The following is a 13,536-nucleotide window of genomic DNA, read 5'->3' as shown; positions in this document are numbered from 1 at the left end:
GGTCCAGCACATGCTCTCGATCGCTGCGCGACTAGTGGGGTGGGTCGCAGTCTGGATCGGCGCTCTCGGCATTCTCGTCTCGTTCCTGAGCCCCGCCTACGCCGTTCTCTTCATCCCAGTACTTCTGTATTCGGCGTTCCGAGCCGTCCTCCAACTCGCCTACATCCGGCCCTCCATCTACATTCAGCGCGTCCTCTGGCAGTACCCCTGGCAGTTCCTCTCGGACGTGCCCCGAGGGCGGAACCGGCATCCGGCGGTCGAAGAGGACGAGATGTGGCTGGAGCTGCCGAATCCAGAGGCGCCGGGGGAGCAGATTCCGCTGCTGTTCCTTTCCGGTATGCGCACCTTCTGGTGGATGCGAAGGTTCGGTACCGCTCGGACGAAGCCGGAGCTCAAGGCGGAGATCGAACCGCTCTGGTTCGCCGGTGACCCCCGTTTCATCGCCGTCATCGCGGCTTCCCGGCGCAGGGGCGAGGCTCCCAAGCGGCTGCACCTGCTCTACCAGCGCACGGCCACGGGCCGCCGGGGCATCGAGCCGACCGACTGGAACGCGAGCCCGGACGCCCTCGAACGGGCCCGCCGTTCCGGAGCCCATGTCCCCGACGCGGTGCGCCCGCACTCGCATCCCCGCTGATTCGCACCGGGCAGGCAGGATCCGATGACCACGACCCCTCACTTCACCGTCGACGATTCGGCGGAGGACCCCGACGCTGACATCTGGTTCGCGGAGCCGGCCGGCTTCACCGCGGTGCCGCTCGACGCGCTGCTTCCCGCGCCGGACTCCTCGGCGGCGGACGATCTACGTATCGCCCTCGCGCCGTTCCTCCAGGCGGCTCCCGACGAGGCGGTACGGCAGCGGTTCATCGCCCAGTTGGCCCAAGGGCAGCGACTGCTGGGTGCGTTGAAGGAGGCGGGAACCGTTCACTGCTCGGTCGGGTTGCACAGGGACGACGTGGACGACGTGGACGACGTGGACGAGGGGGCCGGGACCGGTGGCGGTCCGTTGCTGTCGTTCTTCACCGTCTCCTGGCGGACCACGGCGGTGGCGCCGAGAGCCGTCACGGCGGCTCGTGCGGTGAGCGAACTCGATGCGCGGGCGAACATCGAGTACGCCGAACTGCCCTGCGGTCCGGTCACGTTCAGCGAGTGCGTCCACACCCCCGGCACGGTCGAAGGGCTTCCTCGGACACCCTTGGTCCAGTTCCGCGCCCACCTGCCGCATCCGGATTGCAGGCGGCTGGCCGTGCTCACGCTGAGCACGACCGCTGTCGAACGGTGTGAGCAGTACCGGGCGATCCTCCGCCGGATCGCGACGATGACCGGCTTCGAGGGGCCGGGAGCCTTGCGGACAGCAACCGGTTAGCGTGTTGGTGCCCTTCCGCACCCCACGCCACACAGGAGCCTGCCGTGAACCGCCTGCTTGCCACAGCCGCTGTCGGAGCGTCAGCGGTACTGCTCTTGTCCGGGTGCGGTGGGGGTGGTGACAAGCCGAAGGCCAACGACAAGATCGCCGGCGCGAACACCGGAGACAAGAAGGCGGCCTCACCCAGCGCGAGCGTGCCGCAGACGCCGGGCCGACCGAAGATCGAGCTGCCGTCGGATCTGACCCTCACCTTCACTCCTGAGACCTCGGGCGACGCAGTCCAGGACGCGATCCTCAAGGACAACGCGGAACTCATCCGCGCGCTCAACGCGGCCATCGATGCGCAGAACCCTCGTCTTCCCGCCCTCGAGTACTACACGGAGGGCGAGGGTGCGGCGGCGGCTCAACAGTGGGTCCAGTCCTTCAAGTCCGCCAAGTGGACGGTCACCGGCACGGTGCGCTACTTCGACCGGCAGGTGACCGTCAGGTCCAGGGACACTGCCTCGCTCACCTACTGCGCGGACGAAAGCAAGGGTTACAGCAAGGTCATCGAGACCGGTGAGGTCAAGAAGACGAAGACCACCAAGAACAGCTATGTCGCCTATGGGGTCCAGGTGGAGAAGAACGAGCGGGGGGTGTGGGAACTCGTGAAAATCAACTCCACTCGAGGCGCGGACCGGTGTCAGGTGTGAACTGGTCCATCTCCGCCCGTCGGGTGACGGCTCGTACCCGCCTGGCACCGTTCGGGTTGGTGTCGTCGCACGGGCCCCGGTTAGCGTGTCGGTTTCCTTCTGCATCCCATGCCTCTCAGGAGTCCTCCGTGAACCGCCGTTACCGCCTGCTTGCCAACGCCGCTGTCGGAGCGTCAGCCGCGCTGCTTTTGACCGCGTGTGGCGGTGGTGGTGACAAGCCGAAGGCCAACGACAAGGTCGCGGGGGCGGACACCGGGGACAAGAGGTCGGCCTCACCCAGTGCGAGTGCGAGCGCGACGCAGACGCCGGGCCGACCGAAGATCGAGCTGCCGTCGGATCTGACTCTGACCTTCGAAGGGGCGAAGACCGGTAACGACATCAAGGACGCTGTCCTTGCCGACAGCGCGGAGCGCATGCGTGCCGTGGACGCGGCGATCACCGGGACGGACCCCAAGGGTGAGGCGATCGGGTACTACAACACCGGCAAGGCTCTCGAAGCCGCGTTGACCTGGGTCAATCAGTTCAAGGAGGCGGGCTCCACCCTCACGGGTGAGGCGCGGTACTACGACCGGACCGTGACGCTCGACGGCAAGACCTCGGCCTCGCTCACGTTCTGCGCGGACGAGAGCAAGGGCTACGCCAAGGACAAGAAGACCAACAAGGTCGACAAGACTCCGGCCACCAAGAACAGCTACGTCCTTTACAACACCCGCTTGGACAAGAGCTCAGAAGGTGTGTGGCAGACCTCCCAGATCATTTCCACCAGAGGGGCGGCTCAGTGCCAGCCGTAGCCAGGGACGCGTTCACGTTGCTGTCGTCGCGGAACGGCAGCCCCGCTTGGCAGTAGGCCGGCCCCGAGATGCCGCGACCGGGGTCGAGTTGCTTTGCGGACAGCAACTCGGTGAAGCGATTCCCTGATGGATGGGACACAACCTGAGCCCCTCGTGGGCCAGTTGGACACAGTATGAGCATCTTTGGTCAATCACTGTTACTCGGTTGGCACGGTTCGCGCTGGTGTCGTCGCACGGGCCACCGCTAGCGTGTTGGTGCCCTTCCGCACCCCACGCCGCTCAGGAGTCTGCCGTGAACCGCCGTTCCCGCCTGCTTGCCACAGTTGCTGTCGGAGCGTCAGCCGCGCTGCTCTTGACCTCGTGTGGCGGGGATGGTGACAAGCCGAAGGCCAACGACAAGATCGCCGGGGCCGACACCAGTGACAAGAAGTCGGCCACGCCCAGCGCGAGCGCGACGCCATCGACTGGCCGACCCAAGATCGAGCTGCCGTCGGATCTCACCTACACGTTCGAGTGGCCCAAGACGGGCGACAAGGACAAGGACGCGGTGCTGGGCGACAGCGAGCAGTTCATCAAGGCCGTGGACATGGCGATCGCCCTGCAGAACCCGCTCCACAAGGCTTACCGCTTTTACTCCGATGGCACGGCGGCAGCCGGGAGTCAGAAGTTCATTCAGGAGTTCGTGGACTACAAGGACCGCATCACAGGGGCGAAGCGCTACTACGACTCGAAGGTGGCGATCAACTCTGATGGGACGGCAGGCCTTGTCTACTGCGAAGACCAGAACAAGGCGTACAACAAGAGCTTGAAGACGGGCAAGACGGAGGTGACTCCGAAGTCGAAGGACAACTACGTCCTCTACAGCGCCCTTCTTCGGGTCAACAAGCAGGGTGTCTGGGTCACGGAGAAGCTGACATCGCAGCGGGGGAGCATCGCATGCCAGTCCTGAACCATCGGAAGTCGGCAGCAGTTGCAGTCATAGCGTGTGCTGCTGTGATCATCGGGTCGACCCAAGCCTTCGCGGAATATGGCCACGGTGGCAGCAGTAACGGATCAGGCTCCAATGCGTCGGGTGACTCGGACGGCAAAGGAAACCTCACCGCCACAGCCGGTGCTGTTGTGTTCGATCGGTCCAAGAACGGGTCGGGGGACTCTTCCGGGCCGGTGACGTCTTCGTCTGGGGACTGGACTCCGCCTGCCTGCTATTACGCTCCGAAGTACACGCCGGATGAGTTGCAGAAGTACTTGGAGCCCATCTGGAACGCCGAGTCCACGGGTTCTCAGTGGGACCAGGAGCAGCGTGACAAGTACGTCAACGGCGGTGAGGCCAAGGACTTCAACAAGGCCAAGACCGGCAAGGGGTATTGGTGGGATTCGTATGTCACGCCGGGTCGTGAAGGCGACCCCGGTGCGTTGAAGTGCACGAAGGGCATCTTCTGGGTGGACACGGGTGACGCTCCGCCGGCGGATGTTCCGGAGGCGATCACGCCGGAAATGCTGGCCCAGCTCGCCTATGCGGAGATACGGGTCCCGTCCACGAAGGTGGATCTGGCTCCGGCGGGGACGACCAAGGTGAACCTGCCGACGTGGGCGTGGTTGGACACGGCGAAGTTCAAGCCGGTGTCGGTGACGGCGTCGGTGCCGCTGCTGAACGTGAGCGCGACGACGACGGCCGAGCCGGTCGCCTTGAAGATCGAGCCTGGTACGGCGGACGCGCAGACGTATCCGGCCTCGGGTGTCTGTGAGATCACGGGGGACCGTATCGGTGAGGCGTACGCGAAGGGCAAGGCCGGGGAGACGCCTCCGTGCGGGGTGAAGTATCTCCGCTCCTCGGGTGACGGCTCGTACAAGCTGAGGGCCACCATCACCTGGAAGATCCACTGGACGGGCACCGGTGTGCCGGACGCCCGGAACCTTCCGGACGGCACCTTCGGGGCCGACCAGGACGTCGTCGTCCAAGAGATTCAGTCCATCAACCGCTGAGCCGCGATTCCGCGTACGTCCACTCCACGGGCTGCTATCGCCCGTTCGCCACCGTTCGCGTTTGCGTCGGCACGCAGGCCACGGCCGGCGTGCCGGTGCCATTCCGCACCCCACGCTCCACAGGAGTTCACCGTGAACCGCCGTTCCCGTCTGCTTGCGACCGTTGCCGTCGGAGCGTCCGCCGTGCTGGTTTTGACCGCGTGCGGCGGGGACGGTGGCAAGCCGAAGGCCGACGACAGGGGCGCCGGGGCGGACATCGGCGACGAGGCGTCGGCCACTCCCGGCGCGAGCGCGACGGCGCAGTCGGACCGGCCGAGGATCGAGCTGCCTGCCGACCTGCACTACACCTTCGAGTGGCGCAGGACGGGCGACAAGGACAAGGACGCCGTCCTGGCCGACGGTGAACACTTCATCAAGGCGACTGACCAAGCGATCGCCAACCAGGACGTACTCGACCCCGCCTATCGCTTCTACTCGGCGGAGGAACTCGCGGCCGCGACGCAGAAGTACGTGCAGCGATTCGTGGACCACAAGGCTCGCACCACCGGTACCTATCGCTTCTACAGCGCGTCCGTGACCCTTCAGGGCGACGGAGCCGCGGCGCTCACGTACTGCGAGGACCAGGGCAAGGCGTACAACAAGTACGTCAAGACCGGAAAGGTCGACAAGACTCCGGTCACGAAGAACAGCTACATCTTCTACAACACGACGCTGAAGCGGAATTCGGACGGAGTCTGGGTGACGCAGGACATGCTCTCGGAGCGGGGCAGCGTCAAGTGCCGGCCGTGAGGTGACACGGGGCTGCCCAGCAGATCCAGTACATCAACCGCTGAGCCCCGTCCGTCGGCGTCGGTGCCGATGCTGGTGAGTTTGGGGTGTCGGGGTCGGGTCAAGTATCGGCAAACGGAGACGTCCGGCCGTTCTGCGGAGATGGCGGTGCGTGACAGTGTGGGGCCGTTGCTGGTGTGAACGGGTGGTTCGGGTGGGGAGTTGGGGGTCTCGTGGGTAGGCGGCAGATTCGGAAGATGTTCCGGTTGATGGCTCAGGGACAGGCGGTCCAGCTCACGAGCCCCATGGCCTCCGTGAAGAAGCTGGCCCGACTCGCCTTCGTAGCCCAGCAGTTCGGTTACGAGTACGCGGACGTGCGCCAGGGAAGCGGCCGCAACAACGCTCTCACGATGCTCATCGTGCCGGACCCGGGCCCGCAGGCTCAGGCGCGCGCCGCGCAGAACTGGGCCCAGTATCCGCAGGCCGCCGACGGGGTCTCGTTGCCGCCCGTCGTCCCTGACGCCCTGGAACTCCTCAAGGCCCGCATCAATTTCGACCTCACCGGCAAGAACGCCGAGAGGCGGATGCTGTACGCGGGGCTCGGTCTCACCGTCGGGTGTGGCGTCCTCGCGGTGCGGACGGGCGGGGGTTCCGTCGCCTTCGCGGGGGCCGGCATCGTGTGGGCCGTGCTGATGGTCGTCCTCGCGGTCGGTCTCGTCGTCACGCGCAGGCGGAACGCCAAGTTCGCGGCGTTGCTGGCGGCGGCCGGGTTCGCGCCCGTGACGGAGGAGGGCGGACGGGTGCGGTATCTGCCGCCGACGGCGGGGTACGGCGGTCAGCCGATCGGCCCGTACGGCCCCTACACCCCGTACGCGGGTCAGATCCCGCACACGCCTCAGCCCCCTTACGCCGGTCAGATCCCGCAGACGCCCCAGCCCCCTTACGTCGGGCAGGCTCCGCAGGCCTCGTACGCCGGACAGGTTCCGTACACGGGTGAGGTCCCCTATACCGGCGTGCCTCCGCAGGGTTCCCAGGCCCCCTACGCCGGTCGGAACCCCCAGGCGCCGTACGCCTCCGGCCCCTACACCCAGCAGCCTCCCGCCCCCGCCCCGGGCGCGCCCGGCAACCCGTACGCCGCCCAGCCCGGCCCCGTATCACCGCAGCCGCAGGCACCCTAGCGGCCTTAGTGCCGCAGGAGCTACCCCCCCCCGGGCGCCTCTATCCCTCCCACACCTCCGCCAACCCGAACGCCGTGAAGACCGTCGGGAGTTGGAAGACCACCGTGTGGCTCACCGCAGTGCGGGTCGTCGTGAAGACCTGGAGGGTGTGCAGGCGGTGGGTGGGGTCGTCGGGGGTGCGGACGTAGGCCGCGAGGGCGGGCTGGCCGTTGGCCGAGGTGGGGCGCAGGCGCCAGTCCTTGCCGCGCATCGCGAAGACACGGGCGATGAAAGCGACGTAGGCATCGGGGCCGACGTACCAGTTGAGGACCGGGGGCATCTCCAGCACGACGTCCTGGGTGAGCAGGGTGCGCAGGGCGTCGAGGTCGGCGTCCTCGAAAGCGCGCTGGTAGCGGTCGATCACCGCGCGCTGCTCGTGGTCCGGCGGTTCCGTCACCTCGTCCTCGGTCAGGCCGGCCTCCCCGAGTCGTGCCCGGGCCCGCTGGAGCGCGCTGTTCACGGACGCCGTCGACGTGCCGAGGGCCTCGGCCACCTCGGTCGCCGGCCACGCCAGTACGTCACGCAGGATGAGGACGGCCCGCTGGCGCGGAGGCAGCAACTGCATCGCGGCGATCAGCGCGAGCCGCAGACTGCCCCGGGCGACCACCACTCCCGCCGGATCACCGGTCCCGGCGGCGGAGCCGACCCCGGCGCCCCGGTCAGGGAACGGTTCGAGCCACGGCACCCCCGCGCCCAGCGTCATCGGCGCGCCCGGATCGTCCAGCGCGCCGACCAGGCCCGACGGCAGCGGTCTGCGGGTGCGGCCGCGCAGCGCGGTCAGGCATCTGTTGGTGGCGATGCGGTACAGCCAGGTGCGCAGGGACGCGCGGTCGGCGTCGTAGCGGTCGAACGCGAGCCAGGCCCTGAGCATCGTCTCCTGCACCAGGTCCTCGGCCTCGTGCACCGATCCGACCATCCGGTAGCAGTGCGTCAGCAGTTCGCGGCGATAGGGCGCCGTCCGCGCCTCGAAGTCCCCGCGAGCGTTGTAGTCCCCGAGCGCGCCGATGCTGTCGCGCGCCCCGAAGTCCCCGTGCCGGCCGAGGCCTTCGTCGCGCCCGCCGTGGCCGTGGGCCTCGACGTCGTCGCGCTCCTCGTCCCCGGACAGGCCCTCGTCGTCCCGTTTCCCCATCATCCGCTCCTCGGCCGCGTCCCGTCGCTCACCGGTATCTACCTCCGGGCCCGCCCGAACTCATCGTCCCGGCACCGATGACTTCCGGACGGCGCCGAAGTACATACCGGCGTCGAACCCGTTCGAGGGAAGGAAGCATCATGAACGGCACCAGCACCAGCACCAGCGCCAGCGCCAGCACCGACATCGTTACCGGCATCACCACCGACGACGGTCAGGACGTCCGCGGCGTTCTCGACCGTCTCTACTCCGCCTGGGCCGACTACGACGCCGACGCCTTCGCCGCGCTCTACACCGAGGACGCGACCGTCGTGATGCCGGGCGTCTTCAACGACGGGCGGGAGGAGATTCGCGCCTACATCGCGGCCGCGTTCGAGGGGCCGCTGAAGGGCTCCCGGCCGCTCGACGAGCCCCGCCGGATCCGGTTCCCGCGGCCCGGCACCGCCGTCGTCGTCAGTGAGGCCGGGATCCTCCTGGCCGGGGAGAGCGAGGTACCCGCCGACCGGCAGCGGCGGGCGACCTGGGTGCTCGTCCGCGATCCCGCCGCCGGGACCTGGGCCATCACCTCGTACCACAACGCGGCACTCTGACCCGCAACGCAGCACTCTGACCACAACGCGGCACTCCGACCGAGCCGCCACCCGGGCCCGAGCCGCCGGACCGGGACCCGGTCCCGGTCCCGATCCCGGACCCGGACCGGACCCGATCCCGGACCCGTCCTCACGGCGTGGTCCGGGACCGGGTGAGAGCAACGTTCCCTTCAGGTCACTCACAGCCACAGCGCGGAAACGCGCCCTCCCTACCTTCGGGAAACAGCAGGCCAGTAAGCCCGGAGAACCAATGGAGGCGTGAGATGACTGCCCCAGCCACGAGTACGGCCCCTGCGCGGGGCGGTCGCTGGATCGAGGAATGGGATCCGGAGGACGAGGTCTTCTGGGCCGACAAGGGGGAGAAGACCGCCCGGCGCAACCTGGTCTTCTCCGTGCTGTCCGAGCACATCGGGTTCTCCGTCTGGACGATGTGGTCGGTGCTGGTCCTGTTCATGGGACCGGAGTACGGGCTCACCCCGGCCGACAAGTTCCTGCTCACCTCGATGGTGACGCTCGTCGGCGCGGTGGTGCGGGTGCCCTACACCTTCGCGGTCGCGCTCTTCGGCGGCCGGAACTGGACCATCGTGTCCGCGAGTCTGCTGCTCGTGCCGACCGTCGCCGCGTTCGTCGTGATGGAGCCGGGCACCTCGTTCGGCACGTTCCTCGTGATCGGACTGCTGGCCGGGGTCGGCGGCGGCAACTTCGCCTCCAGCATGACCAACATCAACGCCTTCTTCCCGCTGCGGAAGAAAGGATGGGCACTCGGCCTCAACGCGGGCGGCGGCAACATCGGCGTCCCCGTCATCCAGCTCGTGGCGCTCGCCGTCATCGGGGCGGCCGGCGGGCCCAGGGTGCTCCTCGGGATCTACATCCCGCTCGTCGTCGTGGCCGCCGTCCTCGCGGGCCTCTTCATGGACAACCTCACGACCGTGAAGAACGACACCGGCGCGGCCCTGGACGCCGCGAAGGACGCGCACACCTGGATCATGGCGTTCCTCTACATCGGGACCTTCGGATCGTTCATCGGCTACGCCTTCGCCTTCGGGCAGGTGCTCCAGGTCGAGTTCGGGCGGACCCCACTCCAGGCCGCCTACCTCACCTTCATCGGCCCGCTGCTCGGCTCGCTGATCCGCCCCGTCGGGGGATGGCTCGCCGACCGCTACGGCGGCGCCAGGATCACCCTGTGGAACTTCGTCGCCATGGCCGCCGCCACCGGGGTCCTGGTGTTCGCCAGCAGTGAGAAGTCGCTGGCGCTGTTCGTCTCGGTCTTCGTGGTGCTCTTCGTGCTCAGCGGGCTCGGCAACGGGTCGACGTACAAGATGATCCCCGGCATCTTCCAGCGAAAGGCCCTGGAAGCGGGGCTCGAAGGGGAGGAGGCCGCCCGCCACGGACGGCGTCTCTCCGGCGCCGCGATGGGGCTGATCGGCGCCGTGGGCGCGCTCGGCGGTGTCGGCATCAACCTCGCCTTCCGCCAGTCCTTCCTCAGCTCCGGCTCCGGCACCGGCGCCTTCGTCACCTTCCTCGTCTTCTACGCCGCCGCCTTCGCGGTCACCTGGGCCGTATACCTTCGGCGCCCGGCCGCCGCTGCGGAGGCGAGCGCCACCGCAGCGGCGAAGCCCCAGCTCAGCTATGCCGAGGTGTGACGTAACACGCCCGACATCACCTTGATCCGAGCCTGTCACGGTCCGTTGACAGGCTCGGACCAGCCGCGACGTACGACAGACAGCACAGCCCCGTACGACGACTCGACGAGCGCGAGACGAGAACCCATGGACGACGAACAGCAGCGACCCGATCACGGGCCTCTCTCCGGGTTCACCGTGGGGGTGACCGCAGCGCGCCGCGCCGACGAACTGGGCGCGCTGCTCCAGCGGCGCGGGGCCAGCGTCGTGCACGCGCCGGCCCTGCGGATCGTGCCTCTCGCCGACGACAGCGAACTGCTCACCGCGACCAAGGAGTTGATCGACGACGCCCCCGACGTGGTGGTGGCCACCACCGCGATCGGATTCCGCGGCTGGGTCGAGGCCGCCGACGGCTGGGGCCTGGGCGAGGAACTGCTCGCCCGGCTGCGGAGCGTGGAACTGCTCGCCCGCGGGCCCAAGGTCAAGGGCGCGGTCCGGGCCCAGGGGCTGACGGAGGAGTGGTCGCCGTCCTCCGAGTCGATGGCCGAGGTGCTCGACCGGCTGCTCGAAGAGGGCGTGGACGGCCGCCGTATCGCCGTACAACTGCACGGGGAACCGCTGCCCGGGTTCGTCGAGTCGCTGCGCGCCGCCGGGGCCGAGGTCGTCCTCGTGCCGGTGTACCGGTGGATGCCGCCCGAGGACATCGCGCCGGTCGACCGGCTGCTCGACGCCGCCCTCACCCGCGGCCTTGACGCGCTCACCTTCACCAGTGCCCCCGCCGCGGCCTCCCTGCTGTCCCGGGCCGAGGAGCGCGGTGTGCGCGCGGAGTTCCTCGCCGCGCTCCACCACGACGTCCTGCCCGCCTGCGTCGGCCCGGTCACCGCGCTGCCGTTGCAGGCCCTCGGCATCGACACCGTCCAGCCCGAACGCTTCCGGCTCGGGCCCCTCGTGCAACTGCTCTGCCAGGAACTGCCCGGCCGCGCGCGGACGTTGCCGATCGCCGGGCACCACGTGGAGATCCGGGGACACGCGGTGCTGGTCGACGGGGCGCTGCGGCCCGTCCCGCCCGCCGGGATGTCCCTGCTGCGGTCCCTCGCGCGGCGGCCCGGCTGGGTGGTGGCGCGGGCCGAACTGCTGCGCGCGCTGCCGGGATCCGGCCGGGACGAGCACGCCGTGGAGACCGCGATGGCCCGGCTGCGTACGGCACTCGGCGCGCCCAAGCTGATCCAGACGGTCGTCAAGCGCGGCTACCGCCTCGCGCTCGACCCGGCCGCGGACGCCAAGTACGCCGACGCCTGAGGCCGTCGGTGCCGCAGCAGGGCACCGGCGAGGCAGGCCAGCGCGAGCGTCGACAGCAGGGCCCGTACGACGTTCCAGGCCACCCAGGTGTCCTCGAAACGGTCGCGCACCGCGGCCGGATCGGCGATCCGCGCGGGGTCGCCCGCGTCCGCGAGGCCGTTGTTGAGCGGCACGTTGACGGTCACGGTGACCAGGAACGCGAGCGCGTACGCGGCGAACCCGGCCAGCACCCACCACCGGTCCGGGGTGCCGCGCGACTGCCAGGCGGCGACCGCCGTCAGGGCGAGCGCGCCCAGGAAGCCCAGGAAGAAGACCGGGTTCTGGATCACCTCGTTGATGTTCCGCATCACCTCGATGAAGACGCGGTCGTCGCTGCGCGCCAGCGCCGGCATCACCGCGCAGGCGAAGACGTAGAAGGCCCCCGCGATCAGGCCCGTCGCGACCGTGGCCGCTCCCAGTACACCCGCGGCGGCGTCACGCCGCTCCAAGCTGTCGTCCGTCATGTCCCTCAGTCAACCGGCGGGCCGCGGCGGGGGACATGGCCGAGGATCGCGGCCGCATAAGCGGGCGTCCACGGCGCCCTCCGTCACGCGCCCGGCGGGCCGCCGCCCCGCGCCCGGTAAGCATCCGGCGGGCATCCGGTACGGGACCGGTGCCGAGTCTTCCGGCGGGGCGCCGGGGCATGCACTGTAGGGGGTACAGCGGCAGGTGACCCCAAGGCGGTGACAGGCACATGGCATCGGGCATGGCCACGGCCTCGTACGAGCTGCGGTTCGACTCCGGGCGGATCTGCCTGGACCTGACGGCGACCACCCATCCCGAGGAACGCCTCGACTCGGCCGCCCGGTTGAGCGCCTGGGTCCTCGCCTCCGGGCTGGTCCCGGTGAGTACCGTGCTGGCCGACGTGGACACCTCGTGGCTGCTCGGCTTCCGGGAACTGCGCGGACATGTCGCCCAGTTGGTACGCGGCGAGCTGGACGGGCGGCCCGCGGACGGCGCCCTCGCCCGCGTCAACGCCGTCGCCCTCGCGGCTCCGCCCGCTCCCTGGGCCGTGCGCGCCGACGACGGTTCACTGCGCAGGGGGCTCCGCACCCCGCCGTACTGCGGTGAACTACTGTCTGTGGTGGCCCGGGACGCCCTCGATCTGCTCACCGACCCGCTCGCGAGAGCGAGTCTGCGGCAGTGCGAGGGTGACAACTGCCCGATCGTCTACCTCGACACCTCGCGCGGCCGGCGCCGCCGGTGGTGCTCCAGCGAGGTGTGCGGCAATCGGGAGAGGGTGGCCCGGCACCGGCGGCGGGCGGCTCTGGCACGCGCCTGATCACACCCGTCCGTGATGTTCCAGTGACGTGAGGTGATCGATATGCATTCTTTTCGCTGTCTACACATCTTCCCCAGAAAAAATCCTGAACACTTTGAACACCCGCGTACCAGCACACGTACCCGGTGATGAGCGACCGACTGGGGGAACCCCCGGACACCGGAGGTAGGCGTGCGCAAGGATTCAGCCGTGGCTGATGAACACAAGCCAAGGGCCCGACATCGCATGTCTCAGCAGTCCTCGTCGACCGAACCCGACGAGGAGCTGATGCGTGCGCTGTACCGGGAACACGCGGGGCCCCTGCTGGCCTACGTGCTGCGCCTGGTGGCCGGAGACCGGCAGCGCGCCGAGGACGTCGTGCAGGAAACACTCATCCGTGCCTGGAAGAACGCCGGCCAGCTCAATCGAGCGACCGGTTCGGTACGCCCCTGGCTGGTGACGGTCGCCCGGCGCATCGTCATCGACGGCCACCGCAGCCGGCAGGCCCGGCCTCAGGAGGTCGACCCGTCGCCGCTGGAGGTCATCCCCGCGGAGGACGAGATCGACAAGGCGTTGTGGCTGATGACACTGTCGGACGCGCTGGACGACCTGACCCCTGCTCACAGGGAAGTATTGGTCGAAACATACTTCAAAGGGCGTACCGTCAATGAGGCGGCCGAAACGCTCGGCATTCCCAGCGGCACTGTGCGCTCACGGGTTTTCTACGCCCTTCGGTCGATGAAGCTGGCTCTTGAGGAGCGGGGGGTGACGGCATGAACACG

General features: G+C 68.8%; 15 protein-coding genes. 13 read left to right on the top strand and 2 right to left on the bottom strand.

Going from position 1 to position 13,536, the window contains the following annotated elements; all coding sequences use genetic code 11:
- The first annotated feature begins 10 nt into the window (after positions 1-10).
- The 8 genes from ACFRIC_RS26535 (at position 11) to ACFRIC_RS26500 (ending at position 6,775) form a co-directional block, all read left to right on the top strand.
- Positions 11-634 (top strand): hypothetical protein, encoded by a 624-nt coding sequence (locus ACFRIC_RS26535; protein ID WP_382790273.1) that lies wholly within the window; start codon positions 11-13, stop codon positions 632-634.
- Positions 635-658: 24 nt separating this feature from the next.
- Positions 659-1,363 carry a hypothetical protein gene (locus tag ACFRIC_RS26530; protein ID WP_382790270.1) on the top strand — a complete coding sequence of 235 codons (705 nt, stop codon included), beginning with the start codon at positions 659-661 and terminating at the stop codon, positions 1,361-1,363.
- Between the two features lie 44 nt (positions 1,364-1,407).
- The gene (locus tag ACFRIC_RS26525) at positions 1,408-2,055 is read left to right on the top strand and encodes a hypothetical protein (RefSeq protein ID WP_382790267.1); all 648 of its coding nucleotides are present in this window, start codon (positions 1,408-1,410) and stop codon (positions 2,053-2,055) included.
- A gap of 128 nt (positions 2,056-2,183) precedes the next feature.
- Positions 2,184-2,846 carry a hypothetical protein gene (locus ACFRIC_RS26520; RefSeq protein WP_382790265.1) on the top strand — a complete coding sequence of 221 codons (663 nt, stop codon included), beginning with the start codon at positions 2,184-2,186 and terminating at the stop codon, positions 2,844-2,846.
- A 292-nt stretch (positions 2,847-3,138) separates the two neighbouring features.
- A complete protein-coding gene (locus ACFRIC_RS26515; RefSeq protein ID WP_382790262.1) occupies positions 3,139-3,795 on the top strand; it encodes a hypothetical protein in 657 nt (218 codons plus the stop codon).
- A complete protein-coding gene (locus tag ACFRIC_RS26510) occupies positions 3,783-4,829 on the top strand; it encodes a hypothetical protein (RefSeq protein WP_382790259.1) in 1,047 nt (348 codons plus the stop codon). Before ACFRIC_RS26515 ends, ACFRIC_RS26510 begins: the two co-directional genes overlap by 13 nt.
- 132 nt (positions 4,830-4,961) lie before the next feature.
- Positions 4,962-5,618 (top strand): hypothetical protein, encoded by a 657-nt coding sequence (locus tag ACFRIC_RS26505; RefSeq protein WP_382790256.1) that lies wholly within the window; start codon positions 4,962-4,964, stop codon positions 5,616-5,618.
- Positions 5,619-5,866: 248 nt separating this feature from the next.
- Positions 5,867-6,775 (top strand): hypothetical protein, encoded by a 909-nt coding sequence (locus ACFRIC_RS26500; RefSeq protein WP_382790254.1) that lies wholly within the window; start codon positions 5,867-5,869, stop codon positions 6,773-6,775.
- Between the two features lie 40 nt (positions 6,776-6,815).
- On the opposite strand, the gene ACFRIC_RS26495 is transcribed toward ACFRIC_RS26500, so the two are convergent.
- Positions 6,816-7,943, bottom strand: a complete 1,128-nt coding sequence (locus ACFRIC_RS26495) for a sigma-70 family RNA polymerase sigma factor (protein WP_382790252.1) — start codon at positions 7,941-7,943, stop codon at positions 6,816-6,818.
- A gap of 140 nt (positions 7,944-8,083) precedes the next feature.
- Between ACFRIC_RS26495 and ACFRIC_RS26490 the strand changes: the two genes are divergently transcribed.
- From ACFRIC_RS26490 to ACFRIC_RS26480, 3 genes are all read left to right on the top strand, one after another.
- Positions 8,084-8,533: an SgcJ/EcaC family oxidoreductase gene (locus ACFRIC_RS26490; protein ID WP_382790249.1), complete on the top strand. Its 450-nt coding sequence runs from the start codon at positions 8,084-8,086 to the stop codon at positions 8,531-8,533.
- A 263-nt stretch (positions 8,534-8,796) separates the two neighbouring features.
- Positions 8,797-10,176 carry a nitrate/nitrite transporter gene (locus ACFRIC_RS26485; protein ID WP_382790246.1) on the top strand — a complete coding sequence of 460 codons (1,380 nt, stop codon included), beginning with the start codon at positions 8,797-8,799 and terminating at the stop codon, positions 10,174-10,176.
- Between the two features lie 126 nt (positions 10,177-10,302).
- Entirely contained in the window at positions 10,303-11,454 is a 1,152-nt protein-coding gene (locus ACFRIC_RS26480) for a uroporphyrinogen-III synthase (RefSeq protein ID WP_382790242.1), read from the top strand.
- On the opposite strand, the gene ACFRIC_RS26475 is transcribed toward ACFRIC_RS26480, so the two are convergent.
- Positions 11,403-11,957, bottom strand: coding sequence for a DUF1772 domain-containing protein (locus ACFRIC_RS26475; RefSeq protein ID WP_382790238.1), 555 nt, complete (start codon positions 11,955-11,957; stop codon positions 11,403-11,405). The genes ACFRIC_RS26480 and ACFRIC_RS26475 overlap by 52 nt on opposite strands.
- Positions 11,958-12,187: 230 nt before the next feature.
- On the opposite strand from ACFRIC_RS26475, the gene ACFRIC_RS26470 reads away from it, so the two are divergent.
- Both ACFRIC_RS26470 and ACFRIC_RS26465 read left to right on the top strand, forming a co-directional pair.
- On the top strand, positions 12,188-12,775 hold the full coding sequence (locus ACFRIC_RS26470) for a CGNR zinc finger domain-containing protein (RefSeq protein ID WP_382790235.1): 588 nt from the start codon (positions 12,188-12,190) through the stop codon (positions 12,773-12,775).
- A 225-nt stretch (positions 12,776-13,000) separates the two neighbouring features.
- Complete coding sequence (locus ACFRIC_RS26465) at positions 13,001-13,531, top strand: sigma-70 family RNA polymerase sigma factor (RefSeq protein WP_037619265.1); 531 nt, start codon at positions 13,001-13,003, stop codon at positions 13,529-13,531.
- The last annotated feature ends 5 nt before the right edge of the window (positions 13,532-13,536 follow it).

The sequence above is a fragment of the Streptomyces sp. NPDC056738 genome (assembly GCF_042790435.1).
Lineage (GTDB): Bacteria > Actinomycetota > Actinomycetes > Streptomycetales > Streptomycetaceae > Streptomyces.
This window is presented reverse-complemented; position numbering and strand designations above follow the sequence as displayed.

Coding starts and splice junctions, on each gene's coding strand:
- ACFRIC_RS26535 (WP_382790273.1), top strand. CDS start 11: ATGCTCTCGATCGCTGCGCGACTAGTGGGGTGGGTCGCAGTCTGGATC.
- ACFRIC_RS26530 (WP_382790270.1), top strand. CDS start 659: ATGACCACGACCCCTCACTTCACCGTCGACGATTCGGCGGAGGACCCC.
- ACFRIC_RS26510 (WP_382790259.1), top strand. CDS start 3,783: ATGCCAGTCCTGAACCATCGGAAGTCGGCAGCAGTTGCAGTCATAGCG.
- ACFRIC_RS26500 (WP_382790254.1), top strand. CDS start 5,867: ATGGCTCAGGGACAGGCGGTCCAGCTCACGAGCCCCATGGCCTCCGTG.
- ACFRIC_RS26495 (WP_382790252.1), bottom strand. CDS start 7,943: ATGGGGAAACGGGACGACGAGGGCCTGTCCGGGGACGAGGAGCGCGAC.
- ACFRIC_RS26490 (WP_382790249.1), top strand. CDS start 8,084: ATGAACGGCACCAGCACCAGCACCAGCGCCAGCGCCAGCACCGACATC.
- ACFRIC_RS26485 (WP_382790246.1), top strand. CDS start 8,797: ATGACTGCCCCAGCCACGAGTACGGCCCCTGCGCGGGGCGGTCGCTGG.
- ACFRIC_RS26480 (WP_382790242.1), top strand. CDS start 10,303: ATGGACGACGAACAGCAGCGACCCGATCACGGGCCTCTCTCCGGGTTC.
- ACFRIC_RS26475 (WP_382790238.1), bottom strand. CDS start 11,957: ATGACGGACGACAGCTTGGAGCGGCGTGACGCCGCCGCGGGTGTACTG.
- ACFRIC_RS26470 (WP_382790235.1), top strand. CDS start 12,188: ATGGCATCGGGCATGGCCACGGCCTCGTACGAGCTGCGGTTCGACTCC.
- ACFRIC_RS26465 (WP_037619265.1), top strand. CDS start 13,001: ATGTCTCAGCAGTCCTCGTCGACCGAACCCGACGAGGAGCTGATGCGT.